This is a genomic window from Acidovorax sp. SUPP2539, from assembly GCF_030158975.1.
Lineage (GTDB): Bacteria > Pseudomonadota > Gammaproteobacteria > Burkholderiales > Burkholderiaceae_C > Paracidovorax.
Genome location: NZ_BQXJ01000002.1, coordinates 343,170 through 361,296 on the forward strand (window position 1 = coordinate 343,170; position 18,127 = coordinate 361,296).

The window sequence follows — 18,127 nt, forward strand, 5'->3', positions numbered from 1 at the left end:
CCACGCGCCTTCGCCGCGCAGCGCCATGAAGCACATCCCCCGCAAGCGCTTCGGCCAGCATTTCCTGTCGGACCACGGCATCATCGATGCCATCGTGCGCGCCATCGGCCCCGAGCCGGGCCAGCCCATGGTGGAGATCGGTCCCGGCCTGGCGGCCCTCACGCAGCCGCTGGTCGAGCGCCTGGGGCGCCTCACCGTGATCGAGCTGGACCGCGACCTGGCAGCGCGGTTGCGCCTGCACGGCCAGCTGGACGTGATCGAATCCGACGTGCTGAAGGTGGACTTCGCCCAGGTCGCCCAATCGCTGAACGCGCCCAAGGTGCGCGTGGTCGGCAACCTGCCGTACAACATCTCCACGCCCATCCTGTTCCATCTGCTGGAGCAGGTCGACGTCATTCAGGACCAGCATTTCATGCTGCAAAAGGAAGTGATCGACCGCATGGTGGCGAGCCCCTCGACCGGCGACTACGGCCGGCTGTCGGTCATGCTGCAGTGGCGCTATGCGATGGAGGATGTGCTGTTCGTGCCGCCGGAGAGCTTCGATCCGCCGCCGCGCGTGGACAGCGCCGTCGTGCGCATGGTGCCCCATGCCTCACCGGCCGCCGTATCGCCGGCGCTGCTATCGGAACTGGTGCAGGTGGCCTTCAGCCAACGCCGCAAGCTGCTGCGGCACACGCTGGGCCGCTGGCTGCAGGAGCGCGCCTTCCCGGGCACCTTCGATACCCAGCGCCGGGCCGAGGAAGTGCCGGTGCACGAGTACGTGGCCCTGGCTCAGTCACTGCACCCTGCCTGAGCGCAGGCGGTGCAATGCGGGGACCGGGCCACCCAGCCCCCTGCACTGAAAAGAGTCAAGCGCGGCAAGCAGTGGCCTGAGGGCCTCGCCTGCTGCGCACTACCGCCTGGGATCAGGCGGCGGCAAGCCAATAACCCGCGTTGAACGGGCTACTCATGCGCAGCGCCAGGGGCGATACGTCGACGAGCTTGTCGGTCGGCATTTTTTCCGCGGAAGGATCGACTGCGATTTCAATGGGCTGCGCTGCGGCGGTCTCGTTAGCCTCGTTCGCCCGTTCTGCCTGGCTGGTGGATGCAGAACGGGCTACAGAAAAGAATAGAAACACCGGAACGGTATCTTTCGATCGCTCCAGTAGTCCGCCGCTTCCCGGAAGATGTCGAGCAACTGCTCGCGTGCTTCCTTGTCGAACTTCACCGTGGTCGGAATCTGCTCCAGCACCACGATGAAGCCCGGTTGCGGGCCCGATTTATGCAATGGGTCCGTCATGCAGTCGTACAGCGCGTCGAAGTTCTTTCCGAAGTGCGCCGGGAACATGAACTGGCCTGCGATCAGGTCCAGCACGTCCTGTTTGGTTTGTGCGTGTGCAAGGTTGGCGTACAGGAAGTGTTGGCCGAGCGCCTTGGCCGACTCTTGCAGGTCTTGCACGCGAAAAGCGCGAATAGACTGCACGATGTTGGGGCGCACGCCACGCAATGGGTTTTCCTGATCGTTACGAAGTGGCATTTCCATCTCCGCTGCTCTTTCTTTATGTAGTCACCAATGAGGAATATCCGGAAGTTCGGTCCAGCGGCCCGCCACCAAGGCGGGGGGCCGACAGGCGGGCAACCGATCGCGGCAATGCCGGCGAGCGCTTTTGGCGTCCAGCGTCATTCAACAATTTTTCGAAAGCTCGCGTAGTGGTCGCCGGTGTAGTAGCAGGCATCGGGAACGCGGGGCGCTCCTCCGCACACGATGCGCCGGGCACCACGGTTCTTCGCACCCGGCGTTCTGACGGTGTATTCGCGGTAATAGCCCCGTTTTTCCAGGGGCAGCAACCGTTCGCGATTGCCGAACACCGAACCATCCTTGTCGTAAGGAAATGGTCCACCTTCGCGGATGAGCCCGTAGGTCGCCCGCCCTTGCGGGGGCAACTCGGCCAGTGCGATGGTGGTCACTCCGTCGGAAGACGGGGGTTTTCGGGCCTGTCCCGTGGTCGGGACCAGAACGAACGCGGCACCCAGTACGCACGCAAGACCTGTCTTGTACGCCTGGATGGCGATAGCCTTCAGCATCAACTACACCTTTCAGAAACTACGGGTTTACCCGAAATTTCGAGCCGTTAGTTTGACTTAATCGCCCCCAAAAAGCAAGCGCCTGCCCAATAATTGGGCAGGCGCTTTCAAGGCCAAACGCGTCTAAAAGTTAGCGCTTGCTACGTCATCACCGCTCTACCGGGAGGCATTTGCATCAGCCACCGTGAGTGCCGTCATGTTGACGATGCGGCGCACGGTGGCGCTGGCTGTCAGGATGTGCACCGGTTCCGCCGCGCCCAGCAGCACGGGGCCGATGGCGATGCCACCGCCGGCCGCCGTCTTGAGCAGGTTGTAGGAAATGTTGGCCGCGTCGATGTTGGGCAGGACCAGCAGGTTGGCGCTGCCGGCGAGCGTGCTGTGGGGCATGACCACGGCGCGCTGGGCCGCATCCAGGGCGACATCGCCGTGCATCTCGCCATCCACTTCGAGCCACGGCGCCTGGATGCGCAGCAGGTCGAGGGTCTGGCGCATCTTGACGGCGCTCGGCTGGTTGCTGCTGCCGAAGTTGGAGTGCGACAGCAGCGCGGCCTTGGGCTTGATGCCGAAGCGCATCATCTCTTCGGCCGCCATGACGGTGATCTCGGCCAGTTGCTCGGCCGTCGGGTCGTAGTTGACGTGCGTGTCCACCAGGAACACCTGGCGGTCGGGCAGCAGCAGGCCGTTCATGCAGGCGTAGGTGTTCACGCCGGCGCGCTTGCCGATCACCTGATCGATGTAGTTCAGGTGCAGCGCCGTGTGGCCCCAGGTACCGACGATGAGGCCATCGACCTCGCCCTTGTGCAGCAGCATGGAGCCGATCAGCGCCAGGCGGCGGCGCATCTCGATCTTGGCGATGGGCACGGTGATGCCCTTGCGCTCGGTCATGCGGTGGTAGGTCTGCCAGAAGTCGCGGTAGCGGTGGTCGTTCTCGACGTTGACCACGTCGTAGTCCACGCCTTCCTTCAGGCGCAGGCCGAACTTCTCGATGCGCTGCGCGATGATGGACGGGCGCCCGATGAGCGTGGGCCGTGCGACTTTTTCGTCCACCACGATCTGCGCGGCGCGCAGCACGCGTTCTTCCTCGCCCTCGGCATAGGCCACGCGCTTCTTGGCGGCCGTCTTGGCGGCGGTGAAGATGGGCTTCATCGTGGTGCCGGAGGCATACACGAAGGTCTGCAGATGGTCGCGGTACGCGTCCATGTCGATGATCGGGCGCAGGGCCACGCCGCTGTCGGCGGCGGCCTGGGCCACGGCCGGGGCGATCTTCATCATCAGCCGCGGGTCGAACGGCTTGGGGATCAGGTATTCGGGGCCGAAGGCCAGCGGCTCGCCCACGTATGCGGCGGCCACCACCTCGCTCTGCTCGGCCTGGGCCAGTTCGGCGATGGCGTGCACGGCGGCGATTTCCATCTCCAGCGTGATCGTCGTCGCGCCGCAGTCCAGCGCGCCGCGGAAGATGTACGGAAAGCACAGGACGTTGTTGACCTGGTTCGGGTAGTCCGTGCGGCCGGTCGCCATCACGACGTCGCCGCGCACGGCGTGGGCGTCTTCGGGCGTGATCTCGGGATTGGGATTGGCCAGCGCGAAGATGACCGGGCGCGCGGCCATCTTGGCCACCATGGCGGGCTTGAGCACGCCGCCAGCGGAGAGGCCCAGGAACACGTCGGCGCCCTCAATGACTTCGGACAGGCTGCGGGCTTCGGTCTTCTGGGCGAACAGGATCTTGTCCTCGTCCATCAGCTCGGTGCGGCCCTCGTAAACCACGCCGGCCAGGTCGGTGACGAACACGTTCTCGCGCTTCAAGCCCACCTTCAGCAGCAGGTTCAGGCAGGCGAGTGCTGCGGCACCCGCGCCCGAGGTGACGAGGCGCACGGAACCGATGTCCTTGTTCACCACCTTCAGGGCGTTGAGCATGGCGGCGGCCACCGTGATGGCGGTGCCGTGCTGGTCGTCGTGGAAGACGGGGATGTTCAGCCGCTTGCGCAACTCGCGCTCCACGTAGAAGCACTCGGGCGCCTTGATGTCTTCCAGGTTGATGGCGCCGAAGGTCGGCTCCAGCGCGGCGATGACCTCGACGAGCTTGACCGGGTCCTTCTCGTTGATCTCGATGTCGAACACGTCCACGCCGGCGAACTTCTTGAACAGGACGCCCTTGCCTTCCATGACGGGCTTGGAAGCCAGCGCGCCGATGTCGCCCAGTCCGAGAACCGCGGTACCGTTGGAGATCACGCCAACGAGGTTTCCGCGCGAGGTGTAGCGGAAGGCGGCGGCAGGGTCCTTGACGATCTCTTCGCAGGGAGCGGCCACGCCCGGGGAGTAGGCCAGCGCCAGATCGTGCTGGTTGACCATCTGCTTCGTCGCGGCGATCGCGATCTTCCCCGGCTTCGGAAACTCGTGGTACTCAAGGGCAGCCTGGCGCAGCAGGGCGCGTTTGTCGGGCGTGGCATTCACCGGGGGGGTCTCGGACATCAAGCGTCTCCAGCTCTATGAAATTCTGCCGAACCCCGCGCCACGGAGGGTTCCAGGGCGAGGTCACGTCTTCAAGGGTGTGAGATTGTAGTCAGCCCGCCGTAGAAACCCTGGTAAGCAATTCCGCTTAACCGGGGCAAAGCACCCATGACCTGGAAACCCTCAGCGCCGCTCCGCCGCTCAGGCCGGATCGAGCGGGAACACCGGCCGGCGCACGTTCCTGAACGGGAACAGCGCGTAGTTGGAACTCGTCACCCCTGTGGGACTGTCGCACTCGACCAGCGCGTGCGACAGCGGCACGAACACCGGGCGGCAGTACATGCGCGATTTGAGCAGCACGAAACGGTGGGCCGTGGGGTCCAGGCCCACGCAGGAGAACACGCCCAGGTCCCACGGCTCGTGCGTGCGCTCGGTCACCACGATGCGCGCCGCGCCGGTATCGAACAGCACCGTGCGCCCCATGGCGCAGCGCTGGCCGGTGTAGATGGGGCCGGTCACGGTGTATTCGCCGTCGCTGACGGCCACCACCATGCCCTCGACCGCCACGGGCGCCTTGGCCACGCCGAGTTGCGTGAGCGGCACCTTGTTGCCCAGCCGCACCGCGACGCGCGCGCCGACGCCGGCCGCCACCAGTTCGGCGACCGCCCCGGGGTCGCACAGCGGGCCCACAGCGATGTCTTGCAGGCCGTTGGCGAGCGCCGCCTGCAGCACGTCCATGGCATCGCAGGTGCCGCCGGACATGCAGTTGTCGCTGTGGTCCAGCAGCAGCACGGGGCGGTCCGCGCCCACGGCCAGGGCCTGCGCGCGCTGCAGGGACTGATCTAGCGGCTCGCTGTCGTAGACGAACTCGGCGCGCTCGCTCCAGATGGCGGCGGCGATGCGGTCGGCGGCCGCCTGGGCCGGTTCGGGATTGTCGGCCGGGGCCGTGACCACCACGCTCATGCACGGCGCCTCGATATCGGCGAGCGAAAAGCCGGCGAACACCGTCACCGCCGGAATGCCGCCGGCCTCGGCCGCGCGGGCCGCGTCCACCGCGCGGAGCATGGCACCCTGCAGCGTGGTGCTGCGCAGCGTGTGGCCCATCATGGGCAGCGGGTGCCAGCGCACGGTGTAGCGCGCCTGGCCGTGCAGCATGGCCAGCAGCAGGCGCCCGGCGTGTTCGCCGGTTTCGTACATGTCGATGTGCGGGTAGGTCTTGAAGCCCACCATCACGTCGGCATTGGCGACCATCTTGGGGGTGATGTTGCCGTGCAGGTCCAGCGCCACGCCGACGGGCACGCCCGGTGCGGCGGCCCGCACGCGCTCCAGCAGGTCGCCTTCGCCGTCGGGGCTGTTCTCGGCCACCATGGCGCCGTGCAGGTCCAGCAGGATGGCATCGCAGCCCGGGGCGGCGTCCACGATGCGGCGGGTCAGTTCATCGTAGGCCGCGGCATGCACCGGCCCGCTGGGGTTGGCCATGGCCGACACGGGCGTGACCAGTGTGGCGCCCAGCCCCTTGGCCAGGTCGATGAACGCCGCCATGGCCGTGCGCATGCCCTCGTTCTCCTGCAGCGCCTGCGCGCCATAGGCGGGCGAAAAGGCCTCCAGCGGCGTGGGCACGGGCGAGAAAGTGTTGGTCTCGTGGTTGAGCCGCGCGATCAGGATCTTCATTCCGCCACCCCCGCGCTGCGCAGCATGGCCTGCAGCAGCACGTTGCAGCCGGCCTCCAGGTGCTCGGGCTTGGCGTCTTCGATCTCGTTGTGGCTGATGCCGTCCGCGCACGGCACGAACACCATGGCGGTGGGCGCCAGCCGCGCCAGGTACACGGCATCGTGCCCGGCACCGCTCACCACGTCCATGGCGGTGTAGCCCAGGGCCTGGGCGTCGGCGCGCACGCCCTCGACCAGCGCCGGGGCGAAGGGCTGCGGCGGAAAGTACACGACCTGCTCCACGGCCACCGGCGTGCGGTGGGCCGCGCCGATGCGCTCGCAGGCAGCGCGCAGGGCCGCGTCCATCTGCAGCAGCACCGCGTCGTCGGCGGCGCGCAGGTCCACGGTCATGCGCACGCTGCCGGGGATGACGTTGCGCGAGCTGGGGAAGACGTCCAGCACACCCACCGTGCCGCGCGCGTGCGGGGCGTGGTCGAGGGCGATGCGATTGACTTCGGCCACCAGGCGACTCGCCGCCAGCAGCGCGTCGCGGCGCAACTCCATCGGCGTGGGGCCGGCGTGGGCCTCCATGCCCTGCACGGTCACGTCGTACCAACGCTGGCCGAGCGCGCCCTGCACCACGCCGATCACGCAGTCGTTGGCCTCCAGCACCGGCCCCTGCTCGATGTGCGCCTCGAAATACGCGCCCACCGCGGGCGTGGGGCCCGACGTGCCGGCATACCCGATGGCGGTCAGCGCCTCGGCCACGCTGGTGCCCTGTGCATCGCGCTGGGCCAGTGCATGTTCGAGCGTGAAGGCCCCGGCGAACACGCCCGAGCCCATCATCACGGGCACGAAGCGCGAGCCTTCCTCATTGGTCCACACCGCCACCTCGATCGGGGCTTCGGTCTCGATGCCCGCATCGTTGAGGCTGCGCACCACCTCCAGGCCGGCCAGCACGCCGTAGTTGCCATCGAACTTGCCCCCCGTGGGCTGCGTGTCGATGTGGCTGCCGGTCATCACCGGGGGCAGGGCATCGTTGCGGCCCGCGCGGTGCGCGAAGAGATTGCCGATGGCGTCGATGCGAACGCTGCAGCCGGCCTCGTGTGCCCAGCGCACGAAGAGGTCGCGGCCTTCGCCGTCCAGCGCCGTGAGCGCCAGCCGGCACACGCCGCCCTTGGGGGTGGCGCCGATGCGCGCCAGGTCCATCAGCGATTGCCACAGGCGCGCGCCGTTCACACGGGGCTGCAGGGCAGGAGAAAGGGTCTTCATGTCCACGGTGGTGATCCTGAAAGAGAAAGCAGAAGCAGAAAGCCGGTTTCGAACAGGCAGGCTCAGGCCAGGCCCACGCCCAGGTAGCGGTCCTTGGTGGCCTCGTCGGCCAGGAACGCGGCGTTGCCGGCCTCGTGCACGATGGCGCCCTGCTCGATGATGTAGTGGCGGTCGGCCAGCTGGGTGCAGACCTCCAGGTTCTGCTCCACCAGCAGGATGGCCACGCCAGCAGCCTTGATGGCTTGGAGCTGCGCCACGATCTCCTCGACGATCACGGGGGCCAGGCCCTCGACGGGCTCGTCGAGCATGAGCAGGCGCGGCGCGTTCATCAGCGCGCGGCCGATCGCCAGCATCTGCTGCTCGCCGCCCGACAGCTGCCCGCCGCCGTTGCGGCGCCGCTCTTTGAGGCGCGGAAAGATGCGGTAGATGTCGGCCAGTTGCCAGGGCGACTGCTTGCGCAGGCCCAGCAGCAGGTTCTCTTCCACCGTCAGCAGCCGGAAGATGCCCCGGTGCTCCGGCACCAGGCACACGCCGCGCTGGGCGATGCGGTGCGCGGGCAGGCCCTGCACGTCGTCGCCCATGAAGCGCACACGCCCCTGGCTGGGCGGCACCACACCGCAGATGGCCTTGAGCGTGGTGGTCTTGCCTGCGCCGTTGCGCCCGAGCAGCGTGACCAGTTCGCCATCGTTCACGTGCAGGTCCACGCCCTGCAGCACATGGCTCTTGCCGTAGTGGGCGTGCAGCCCTTCGATCTGCAGGATCGTCATGCCTTGCCCCCGGTGATCATGTTGCCCAGATAGGCGCTGCGCACCCGCTCGTCGCTGCGGATGGCGTGCGGGTGCCCCTCGGCCAGCACGCGGCCCTGCTGCATCACGGTGACGGTGTCGGAGATGTCCATCACGATGTTCATGTTGTGCTCGATGAGCACCACGGTGTGCTCGTCCTTGAGGCCCTGGATCAGGCGCTTCATCTCGTCCAGGTCGTCGATGCCCATGCCCGAGGTGGGTTCGTCCAGAAAGATCGCCTTCGGCCCCGCCGCCAGCGCCATGCCCACCTCCAGCCGCCGCTGCTGCCCGTGCGAGAGGTTGCCGACCGGCGTGTCCGCATGGCGCTCCAGGCCGAGGCGTGCCAGCACGCTGGCCACCACGTCGGCGCGGGAGCGGGCACCCACGGGCGCGCTCCAGCAGTTCAGGGCCTGCGCGGGCGCGGTGCCCTGCGCGGCCAGGCGCAGGTTCTCGCGCACGGGCAGGGTGAGGAACAGGCTGGTGACCTGAAACGAGCGGGCCATGCCGCGCTGCACGCGCCGGTGGTCGGGCTCGCGCGTGACGTCGTGGCCATCGAACACGATGCGCCCGCCGCTCACGCCCTTGGTGCCGGTGAGCATGTGGAACAGCGTGGTCTTGCCCGCGCCGTTGGGGCCGATCACCGAATGCACGGTGTTCGCGCGCACCTTCAGATCCACGCCCGAGAGCGCGGCGAACTTGTCGTAGCGCTTTTCCACGCCGATGGCTTCCAGCAGGATGGGTGCGGCGGTCATGCTTTGTCTCCCGTGCCGGCGGCGGTGGCGTTCGCGCCGCCCTGGAGGCCGCGCAGGCGCCCCCATACGGATTCCAGCAGGCCCCAAAGGCCGCGCTGCATGCCCAGGCTCACCGCCATCAGCACCACGCCCAGCAGCAGCAGCCAGCGCGGCCACAAGGTGGAGAGCCAGTCGCCCACGATGAGGTAGAAGGCCGATCCCAGCAGCGAGGCCAGCAGGTTGCCGGTGCCGCCGATCACCGTCATCACCAGGATCATCTCGCTCGTGTGGTACTCGGCGCTCGCCAGCGGGGCGATGCCGGTCATCATGGCGTGCAGCGCGCCGGCCAGGCCCGTCACCGCGCCCGAGATCACGAACGCCTGCAGCTTGAGCAGCCGCAGGTTGTAGCCGATGGCGCCCGCGCGCTCCTCGTTGTCGCGCACGGCCAGCAGCGTGCGACCGAAGATCGACGCCGACACCTTCTGCAGCAGCCAGAAGGCCAGCAGGAACACCACCGCCACGAAGCCGTAGTACTCCCAGGGCGACTGCAGCGGCCACAGCGTGAACCCGCCCACGGCCAGCGAGGGGCGCGGAATGTCCATCAGGCCGTTGTCCCCACCCGTGAGGCTGGGCAGGGAATAGGCCAGGAAATAGAACATCTGCGCGAACGCGAGCGTCAGCATCACGAAGTAGGTGCCGCGCTGGCGGATGGCCACCCAGCCCACCAGGGCCGCGCCCAGCGCGCCCGCCGCCACGGCGAGCGCCAGCGCGAGCGGCATGGGCAGCGGCCACCGCGTGAGCGTGAGGGCGATGGTGTAGCTGCCCAGCCCGAAGAAGATGCCCTGCCCGAAGGACAGCAGCCCCGTGTGGCCCAGCAGCAGGTTGCAGCCCATGGCCGCCAGGCCGTAGATCAGCACCTCGCTGGCGAGCGAGCCCGACTGCATGGTGAGCGGCATCGCCAGCACGAAGGCCAGGGCCAGCAGCAGGTGGAAGTGTTTGCGCAAGATCGTCATGGCGGTGTTCATCCTTTGCGGCCCAGCAGGCCATGCGGGCGCAGCAGCAGCACGGCGGCCATGGCGATGTAGATCATCAGACGCGCGCCCTCGGGCCACACCGTGCTCATCACGCTCTGCACGATGCCGATCAGCAGGCCGCCGACCAGCGCCCCGCCGAAGCTGCCCATGCCGCCCACCACCACGACCACGAAGGCCACGCCCAGCGCCTCGATGCCCATGAAGGGCTCGGCGCCGCGGATCGGCGCGGCCAGCACGCCCGCGATGGCGGCGGTGGCCGCACCCAGCGCGAACACCAGGCTGAAGATGCGGAACACGTTGATGCCCAGCAGCGACACCATCTCGGTCGATTCGCTGCCCGCGCGCACCGCGCTGCCCAGGCGCGTGCCTTCGAGCACCCACCACAGGCCCACGGCCAGCACGGCGGTGAAGCCGATCACGAAAAGGCGGTACTTGGGATACACGAAGCTGCCCCACATCACCACGCCCTGCAGCAGGTCGGGCACCGCCACGCTGTCGCCCAGCGGCCCCCACTGCAGGATGACCAACTCCTGGATCGCCAGCGCCAGGCCCACGGTGACCAGGATGTGGAACTCGTGCGGCTTGGCATAGACGTGGCGCAGCACGAGCTTTTCGGTCAGCCAGCCGAGCGCGCCCACCACGAGCGGCACCACGGCCAGCGCGAGCCAGAAGCTCAGGCCCCAGCGCGTCATCTGGTAGCAGAAATACGCGCCCAGCAGGTAGAACGCGCCGTGCGCGAAGTTCACGAAGCGCAGCAGGCCGAACACGATGGACAGGCCGACGGCCAGCAGGAAATACAGCATGCCGATGCCGATCCCGTTGATGACCTGTAGCAGGTAGATGCTCATGGAGGTGGGGCAGTCAAGGCTTTGGCCCCGCAGTTGCGGGGCGAACAGTGAGGGGCAGGGCGCGGGGCGCAGGAAGGCAGGAGCGAGCGGTCAGCCCAGCTTGCAGCCGGTCTGGTCCAGCGGCAGGAACGACTTGCCCGAACTCACCACGTCCACGTAGTCGTCCTTGTTGGCCATCCTGGCCTTGGGCTTGCCCTTGAGCAGGTAGTAGTTCTTGAGCACCTGGTGGTCGCCCTTGCGGATCTCTTCCTCGCCCGTGAGTCCCGCGTACTTCATGCCCTCCAGCGCGGCGATCACCGCCTTCTGGTCCACCGTGCCGGCCTTGAGGATGCCGTCGATCAGCAGCTTGGTGCAGATGTACGAGCCCGCCAGGCTGTAGTTGGGGTTGGACTTGAACTTGTCGTTGCTGCGCTTGACCAGTTCCAGGTTCAGCGGGGCGTCGGCGGTGTGCCAGTACTGCGCGCCGAAATACACGCCGTCGCACAGGTCCGCGCCCAGCGACTCGAACTGCTCCAGCCCCGAGGCCCAGGCGATCAGGATGGTCATGTTCTTGTGCATGCCGAAGCTCACCGCCTGGCGCAGCGCATCCGAAGACTGCGAGCCGAAGTTCAGCAGCAGCAGCACGTCGGGCTTGGCGGCCATGGCGTTGGTCAGGTAGCCGCTGAACTCCTTCTCGGCCAGCGAGTGGTAGCTGTTGCCCACGTGCTCCAGGCCCTTTTCCTTGAAGACGTTCTTGGCGGCCGACAGCAGGCCGTCGCCGAACACGTACTGCGGCGTGATGGTGTACCAGCGCTTGGCTTTGGGCAGCGCTTCGGCCAGCGGGCGCACCGTCTGCTCGATGGCGCCGAAGGTCGGCACCGACCAGCGGAACGTGGCGCTGTTGCAGTCCTTGCCGGTGATCTCGTCGGCCCCGGCCGTGGTGATGAAGATGCCGCCCGCCTTCTCGGCCTCCTTGCCCATGGCCAGCGATTCGGACGACAGGATGCCGCCCGCGAAAAAGCGCGTGCCCTGCTGCTGCGACGACTCCTGCACCTTGCGCACGGCCGTTGCGGGCTTGCCCTCGGTGTCCAGCACCGTGTAGGCCAGAGGGCGCTTGAGGGCCGAGCCGTACTGCTCGATGGCCAGCTTCATGCCCAGGTCGGCGAACTTTCCGTTGGCGGCGAAGGCGCCCGACATGGGCACCGGGCAGCCGAACTGGATGGCGCCGGCGGACTGCGCCCAGGCGCTGCGTGCCAGGCCCAGCGATGCGGGCAGCGCGCCCAGTGCGGAGATTTGCAAGAGTTGACGACGGTGCATGAAGGGGCTCCTGTGGGGGGTTGGGTCGGCCGGCCTGCAGGCCAGGGCACGGCTTTTTGCAAAGCACGCGGCGTGCCACGTGTTTTTCCTATTTATAGTGATAAATAGAACAAATCGCGTGCACGTAAACCCTGCCCGACCCGCCGCTGCACGGCCCTGGTGCATACACTGCACCACGGAAGCGACAGCCGGGTGCCAGGCACCGCGCTGCGCCTTGCCCCGTCTTCAACCCAGCAACGCACCCATGGCCACGAAACCGCCCGCCGGCAAGCCGATCAAGCCCCTGAAGCGCCCCGACCTGGTGGCGCAGGAGATCAAGCGGCTCATCACCGAAAAGAACCTGAGCCCGGGCGACCGCCTGCCGCGCGAGAGCGAGCTGCAGGCGCAGTTCGAAGTGAGCAAGGGCACCATCCGCGAGGCGCTCAAGTCGCTGGAGGTGCAGGGCCTGGTGACCATCTCCACCGGCCCCTCGGGCGGCGGCACCATCGCCGAGGTGTCGCTGGACCGCACGCTGCAGTTCCTGCAGAACTACCTGTTCTTCCAGGACGTGACGATCGACAACATCTACGCCGTGCGCCAGTTCCTGGAGCCCGAGCTGGCCGCCGGCGCCGTGCCGCACCTGACCGAGGCCGATTTCGAGGCGCTGGAGCACAGCATCGCCTGCTGCGACCCCAACTCCAGCAGCGAGGACCTGCTGAGCCAGCGCCGCGAGGACGTCAACTTCCACGACATCCTGGCCGCGGCCAACCCCAATCCGTTCCTGCGCTTCACCTGCGAGCTGATCAACGAGATGCTGCGCCAGCTCATCGTGTACGGCAACCGCACCCCGAAGTCCGAGCACCGGCGCTTCGGCGAGGCCAACGCCAACTTCCATCGCGAGATCGTTCAGGCGGCGCGCGCCCGGGACGCAGAGAAAGTGCGCGAACTGATGGCCCGGCACATGCTGGATGCGGCCAGCAGCGTCAAGCGCATGAAAGGCCGCATCCAGGGGCGCCTGATCCTGGACGCCGACACGCTGCGCAGCCCCCGTTCAGCCCACGTCCGCAGCCGCTGACCGGGGTCCCTGACTCCCAAAATCCCCAAAAGCTGGTGTTGGGGCGTGTTATTTTTGAATCAATTGGTATCTTCGGGAACCTTTGACATCGATTTCGCGGCTTCCGCGGCGACACTTCGCGCCTGCGGGCCCCCAATGACCGGGAAAGCGCGACCGGGAGGGCGCGGCCGGCTCGGGCACCCGATACATTCCATTTCCATTCTTTGATGCACCCATGAACGCAGTTCTTCCGTGGGCCGGCTGGCTGGCGGCCGCCATGCTGTCCGCTGCGGTCCACGCCGGGGCGAAACCCCCCATGGCGCTCGACCCCGCCCAGTGCCAGCCCCCGGACGCGGACCTTTCGCTGCCGGCGGCCTGGGAGCCCTACCGCGACGCGGTGCGCGCCTGCCCACTGGTACAGGGCGGCGCCGCCGGGAATGCGCCGGCCAAGGCCGCCAAGGTGCGCCTGCTGGCCGTGTTCACCGACGCCCACTACCGCGGCCTGCCGCCCGATGCGCCGTGGGAGCGCTTTCCGCTGCCCCTGCTGGTGGACGACACCGGCCGCTGCGTCGGCAAATTGACCCACCTCTTTCCCGCGGACCCGCCCGAGGAACTGGACGTGGTCCCCGGCCGCTGGCGCGACGGCGTGCCGCACGAGATCCAGCTCCAGGTGCGCTCGCCCGCCGTGGGTGGCGACTACCACCTGCCCACCCTGCGGTGGGATGCCAAGAACCGCCTGTACCGGCCGGCAGCCTCCGGGCCCGCCTCCGCCAAGCCCCCGACGCCCCCGGACCAGGACAAGACCCCATGCCCGTAGACGCCACTGCGGTCGCGAAGCTGAAGCAGGCCTGCGACCAGGCCGCCGACCTCCATCCCAACTCCTGCAGCCACGCCGTCTGGCACGTGATCAAGCAGTACCTGCCCGACCAGCCCTACATGAGCGCCAACGCGCTGATGGACCACGTGCAGGGGCAGCGCCACTGGCGCTCCGTGCCCGCCTCGCAGGTGGGCGACCTCGCGCGCGGCGGGGCGGTCATCGTCGGGGGCAAGAAGGAGTCAGGCAACGGCCACGTCATCGTGGTCTACCCGGGCCCCGACAAGGCCGCCGGCGGCTATGCCTACACCCGCGGCGGCAAGACCGAAACGCTGCGCACGCGCGGCAGCTACCCGCCCGCGATGTCCACCTCGCTGGGCAACTGGGAAGGCGCCCGCAGCAAGGGCGACAAGACCATCTGGGACCCCTGGGCGAGCGACGCCAAGTTCGCCAGCGTGACCTTCTGGCAGCTGGTGCAGTAAGCCCTTCGCCGCCCGCCGCCTCGCCCGGCCCCTCCCCCCGATCCGTTTTTTTCATTCACAGCAACAGGTGATCTCCATGGCCTCTCACAGCAAACTTCTGGGTCTTCTTTTCAGCGCCGCGCTCCTGGGCGGCTGCGCCAACACGTCCAACACCGAAGCCAGCACGGCGGCTGCAGACGCATCGGCCCAGGCGGCCGCAGCGCCCGCCCCGGCGCCCGTCGCGCCCCCGCCAGCACCCGAACCCGAGCCGCTGCGCATTCCCGAAGACGGCACCGTGGCCGAGTTCTCGGGCCTGGAGACCGAACTGCCGGCCGATACGCCTGCGCTGCTCGACATCCTGACCGCCGACAAGGCCGGCAACCAGCGCTGGGAGATCAAGGGCTACGCCGACCGCAAGACCGCCAAGAACGCCCGCGAGGTCGCCCTGGCGCGTGCCCTGGCCGTGCGCAAGGAACTGGTGTCGCGCGGCGTACCGGCGAAGAACCTGCGCGTGATGTTCAGCACCGACCAGGCCCGCAACGCGGTGACCGTGCTGCCGCGCTGATCGCGCGCGCATCCGTCGCCTGCACCGGGGTCATCGCCCGGGCAGGCCACCCGGCGGCCCGGGCGCCTTGCGCGCCCCGGGCCGCTGTGCTTCGTGGGGCTCAGCGGCTGCTCGGGAAGGCGAACACCGCACCTTCGCGCACGCCGGCCGAAGGCCAGCGCTGCGTGATGGTCTTGCGCTTGGTGTAAAAGCGCACCGCGTCGGGACCGTAGGCGTGCAGATCGCCGAACAGGCTGCGCTTCCACCCGCCGAACGAGTGGTAGGCCACGGGCACCGGCAGCGGCACGTTCACGCCCACCATGCCGACCTGGATGTGGTCGGTGAAATAGCGGGCCGCCTCGCCGTCGCGCGTGAAGATGCAGGTGCCGTTGCCGTACTCGTGGTCGTTGATGAGCTGCATGGCTTCCTGCAGCGTCTTCACGCGCACCACGCCGAGCACGGGGCCGAAGATCTCTTCCTGGTAGATCTTCATGCCGGGCTTCACATGGTCGAACAGGCAGGCGCCCAGGAAATATCCCGCCTCATGGCCGGCCACCTGCATGCCGCGGCCATCGACCACCAGCATCGCGCCTTCGGCCACACCGCTGTCCACATAGGCCTTGACCTTCTCGAAGTGCGCTTGCGTGACCAGCGGGCCCATGTCGTTGCCGCCGTTGTCGGTCTGGGTACCGGGGCCGACCTTCATCTTGGCGATCTCGGTCTTCAGGCCGGCGATCACCGCGTCGCCCACCGCATCGCCCACGGCCACCAGCAGCGGGATCGCCATGCAGCGCTCGCCGCACGAGCCATACGCCGCGCCCATCAGGGCGCTCACGGCGTTGTCCACGTCGGCATCGGGCATGAGCACCGCATGGTTCTTGGCGCCGCCCAGGGCCTGCACGCGCTTGCCGTGTTTGCAGCCTTCCGAATAGATGTACTCGGCGATCGGCGTGGAGCCCACGAAGCTCACCGCCTTCACGCGCGGGTCGCGCAGCAGCGTGTCCACCGCCGTCTTGTCGCCGTTGACCACGTTCAGCACGCCGGGCGGCAGGCCGGCTTGCAGCGCCAGCTGGGCGATGAACAGCGTGCTGCTCGGGTCGCGCTCGGACGGTTTCAGCACGAAGGTGTTGCCGCAGGCGATGGCCATGGGCCACATCCACAGCGGCACCATGGCCGGAAAGTTGAACGGCGTGATGCCGGCGGTGACGCCCAGCGCCTGGAACTCGCTCCACGAGTCGATGTTCGGGCCCACGTTGCGGCTGTGCTCTCCCTTGAGCAGTTCGGGCGCGTAGCTGGCGTATTCCACGTTCTCGATGCCGCGCTGCAGCTCGCCGTGCGCATCGCTCAGCACCTTGCCGTGCTCGGCGGTGATGAGGGCGGCGATTTCATCGGCGTGCTCTTCCAGCAGCACCTTGAGCCTGGACATCACGCGGGCGCGCTTGAGCGGCGGCGTGTTGCGCCAGGCAGGGAAGGCTGCTTCGGCCGAAGCGATGGCCTGCTCCACCGTCGCCTGCGAGGCCAGCGCCACGCTGGTGGACGACTGGCCCGTGGCCGGGTTGAACACGGGCTGCGTGCGAGCGGTGTCGGCCACGATCTGGCCGTCGATCAGGTGGCCGATGGTGGCGGTGACGTTCTGGTCTTGGTGCATGGGAATGGAGTTCAGGGTAAAAAGTGCCCCCAGTGCATATTCCACTAGGGCATACAGCTACAAAATAAATAGCAAACGCTGGCAGCGGGGCTCAAGCCGTCTCGGCCAGCGCATCGCCCAGGGCGCTCACCAGCCGGTCGATCTCGGCGCGTTCGCTGATGAACGGCGGCGCCAACTGGATCGTGTCGCCGCCGTAGCGCACGTAAAAGCCCTTCTTCCAGCAGTTCATGGCGATCTCGTAGGGCCGGCGGGCCGGCTCGCCCGGCAGCGGCGCGATGGTGAAGCCCGCGGCCAGGCCGTAGTTGCGGATGTCCAGCACATGCTGCGCGCCTTTCAAGCTGTGTACCGCCTGCTCGAAGTACGGCGCCAGTGCCTTGGCGCGGCCGGGCATGTCTTCCTTTTGCAGGATGTCGAGCACCGCCAAGCCGGCGGCGCAGGCCACGGGGTGGGCCGAATAGGTATAGCCGTGCGGGAATTCGAGCATGTACTCGGGCCCGCCCTGCGCCATGAAGGTGTCGTAGATTTCCTTGGAGGCCACCACGCCGCCCAGCGGCTGCGCGCCGTTGGTCACCTGCTTGGCGAAGTTGAGGATGTCGGGCGTCACGCCGAAGGCCTCCGCCCCCGTCCACGCGCCGCAGCGGCCGAAGCCGGTGATGACCTCGTCGAAGATCAGCAGGATGTGGTTCTGCGTGCAGATCTCGCGGATGCGCTCCAGGTAGCCCTTGGGCGGAATCACCACGCCGGCCGAGCCCGAGAACGGCTCCACGATCACCGCCGCGATGTTGGAGGCGTCGTGCAGCGCGATCACGTCCAGCAGCTTGTCGGCCAGCGCACGGCCGCCGTCCTCGGCCATGCCACGCACGAACGAGCCCATCGCCGGCTGCGTGTGCGGCAGGTGGTCCGCCTCCACGCCCTGGCCGAAGGTCTTGCGGTTGCCCACCATGCCGCCCACCGAGATGCCGCCGAAGTTCACCCCGTGGTAGCCCTTCTCGCGGCCGATCAGGCGCGTCTTGCCGGCCTGGCCCTTGGCACGCCAGTAGGCACGCGCCATCTTGAGCGAGGTGTCGGCCGACTCCGAGCCCGAGCCGGTGAAGAACACGTAGTCCAGCCCCGCAGGCGTGAGTTCCTTGATCTTGTTGGCCAGCGCGAACGACGCGGGATGGCCGAACTGGAAGGCCGGCGAATAGTCGAGCGTGGCGGCCGCCTTGCCGATCGCCTCGGCGACGTCCTTGCGGCCATGGCCCAGCCCCGCGCACCACAGGCCCGAGAGGCCGTCGAAGATCTTGCGGCCTTCGGAGTCGGTGTAGTAGGCGCCCTGGCCCGAGACGATCATGCGCGGCGCGGCCTTGAACTGCCGGTTGGCGGTGAAGGGCATCCAGTGCGCGTCCAGCCAAGCCGCGTCCATGCGCGGCGCGGTGGCTTCGGGAGCGGAGTCGAGGACGGTGAAGCTCATGGTCGGTCCAATCACAAAGAAAACAAAAGGGGCGCAAGGCGCTGCCG

General features: G+C 67.9%; 18 protein-coding genes. 5 read left to right on the forward strand and 13 right to left on the reverse strand.

Annotated elements, in window-relative coordinates:
- Positions 1–25 precede the first annotated feature (25 nt).
- Positions 26–793, forward strand: coding sequence for a 16S rRNA (adenine(1518)-N(6)/adenine(1519)-N(6))-dimethyltransferase RsmA (rsmA, locus tag AVTE2539_RS09145; protein WP_284409929.1), 768 nt, complete (start codon positions 26–28; stop codon positions 791–793).
- A 112-nt stretch (positions 794–905) separates the two neighbouring features.
- On the opposite strand, the gene AVTE2539_RS09150 is transcribed toward rsmA, so the two are convergent.
- The 11 genes from AVTE2539_RS09150 to AVTE2539_RS09200 all read right to left on the reverse strand — a co-directional run bounded on the left by AVTE2539_RS09150 (position 906) and on the right by AVTE2539_RS09200 (position 12,127).
- Entirely contained in the window at positions 906–1,118 is a 213-nt protein-coding gene (locus AVTE2539_RS09150) for a hypothetical protein (protein ID WP_217640151.1), read from the reverse strand.
- Entirely contained in the window at positions 1,097–1,522 is a 426-nt protein-coding gene (locus tag AVTE2539_RS09155; RefSeq protein ID WP_092742419.1) for a barstar family protein, read from the reverse strand. Before AVTE2539_RS09155 ends, AVTE2539_RS09150 begins: the two co-directional genes overlap by 22 nt.
- A 137-nt stretch (positions 1,523–1,659) precedes the next feature.
- Positions 1,660–2,064, reverse strand: a complete 405-nt coding sequence (locus tag AVTE2539_RS09160; protein WP_284409931.1) for a guanyl-specific ribonuclease — start codon at positions 2,062–2,064, stop codon at positions 1,660–1,662.
- 156 nt (positions 2,065–2,220) lie between these two features.
- Positions 2,221–4,533 carry an NADP-dependent malic enzyme gene (locus AVTE2539_RS09165; RefSeq protein WP_284409933.1) on the reverse strand — a complete coding sequence of 771 codons (2,313 nt, stop codon included), beginning with the start codon at positions 4,531–4,533 and terminating at the stop codon, positions 2,221–2,223.
- A 180-nt stretch (positions 4,534–4,713) separates the two neighbouring features.
- Entirely contained in the window at positions 4,714–6,183 is a 1,470-nt protein-coding gene (locus tag AVTE2539_RS09170; RefSeq protein ID WP_284409935.1) for a M81 family metallopeptidase, read from the reverse strand.
- Positions 6,180–7,433, reverse strand: coding sequence for a Zn-dependent hydrolase (locus AVTE2539_RS09175; RefSeq protein ID WP_284410686.1), 1,254 nt, complete (start codon positions 7,431–7,433; stop codon positions 6,180–6,182). Before AVTE2539_RS09175 ends, AVTE2539_RS09170 begins: the two co-directional genes overlap by 4 nt.
- Positions 7,434–7,495: 62 nt before the next feature.
- Positions 7,496–8,200 (reverse strand): ABC transporter ATP-binding protein, encoded by a 705-nt coding sequence (locus AVTE2539_RS09180; RefSeq protein ID WP_272550174.1) that lies wholly within the window; start codon positions 8,198–8,200, stop codon positions 7,496–7,498.
- A complete protein-coding gene (locus AVTE2539_RS09185; RefSeq protein WP_284409937.1) occupies positions 8,197–8,970 on the reverse strand; it encodes an ABC transporter ATP-binding protein in 774 nt (257 codons plus the stop codon). Before AVTE2539_RS09185 ends, AVTE2539_RS09180 begins: the two co-directional genes overlap by 4 nt.
- Positions 8,967–9,962 carry a branched-chain amino acid ABC transporter permease gene (locus AVTE2539_RS09190; protein ID WP_284409940.1) on the reverse strand — a complete coding sequence of 332 codons (996 nt, stop codon included), beginning with the start codon at positions 9,960–9,962 and terminating at the stop codon, positions 8,967–8,969. Before AVTE2539_RS09190 ends, AVTE2539_RS09185 begins: the two co-directional genes overlap by 4 nt.
- An 8-nt stretch (positions 9,963–9,970) precedes the next feature.
- Positions 9,971–10,831: a branched-chain amino acid ABC transporter permease gene (locus AVTE2539_RS09195; RefSeq protein WP_284397499.1), complete on the reverse strand. Its 861-nt coding sequence runs from the start codon at positions 10,829–10,831 to the stop codon at positions 9,971–9,973.
- Positions 10,832–10,921: 90 nt separating this feature from the next.
- The gene (locus AVTE2539_RS09200) at positions 10,922–12,127 is read right to left on the reverse strand and encodes an ABC transporter substrate-binding protein (RefSeq protein ID WP_284409942.1); all 1,206 of its coding nucleotides are present in this window, start codon (positions 12,125–12,127) and stop codon (positions 10,922–10,924) included.
- A 244-nt stretch (positions 12,128–12,371) separates the two neighbouring features.
- Here AVTE2539_RS09200 and AVTE2539_RS09205 point away from each other — a divergent pair, with 244 nt between their 5' ends.
- The 4 genes from AVTE2539_RS09205 to AVTE2539_RS09220 all read left to right on the forward strand — a co-directional run bounded on the left by AVTE2539_RS09205 (position 12,372) and on the right by AVTE2539_RS09220 (position 15,000).
- Complete coding sequence (locus tag AVTE2539_RS09205) at positions 12,372–13,181, forward strand: FadR/GntR family transcriptional regulator (RefSeq protein ID WP_284397492.1); 810 nt, start codon at positions 12,372–12,374, stop codon at positions 13,179–13,181.
- 214 nt (positions 13,182–13,395) lie between these two features.
- The gene (locus AVTE2539_RS09210; protein WP_284407123.1) at positions 13,396–13,977 is read left to right on the forward strand and encodes a hypothetical protein; all 582 of its coding nucleotides are present in this window, start codon (positions 13,396–13,398) and stop codon (positions 13,975–13,977) included.
- Positions 13,968–14,456 (forward strand): hypothetical protein, encoded by a 489-nt coding sequence (locus AVTE2539_RS09215; RefSeq protein ID WP_284409944.1) that lies wholly within the window; start codon positions 13,968–13,970, stop codon positions 14,454–14,456. Before AVTE2539_RS09210 ends, AVTE2539_RS09215 begins: the two co-directional genes overlap by 10 nt.
- Before the next feature lie 76 nt (positions 14,457–14,532).
- Positions 14,533–15,000: an OmpA family protein gene (locus tag AVTE2539_RS09220; RefSeq protein ID WP_272566442.1), complete on the forward strand. Its 468-nt coding sequence runs from the start codon at positions 14,533–14,535 to the stop codon at positions 14,998–15,000.
- 100 nt (positions 15,001–15,100) lie between these two features.
- On the opposite strand, the gene AVTE2539_RS09225 is transcribed toward AVTE2539_RS09220, so the two are convergent.
- A complete protein-coding gene (locus tag AVTE2539_RS09225; RefSeq protein ID WP_284409946.1) occupies positions 15,101–16,627 on the reverse strand; it encodes a CoA-acylating methylmalonate-semialdehyde dehydrogenase in 1,527 nt (508 codons plus the stop codon).
- A 91-nt stretch (positions 16,628–16,718) separates the two neighbouring features.
- Complete coding sequence (aptA, locus tag AVTE2539_RS09230) at positions 16,719–18,080, reverse strand: omega-aminotransferase AptA (RefSeq protein WP_284409948.1); 1,362 nt, start codon at positions 18,078–18,080, stop codon at positions 16,719–16,721.
- Between the last annotated feature and the right edge of the window lie 47 nt (positions 18,081–18,127).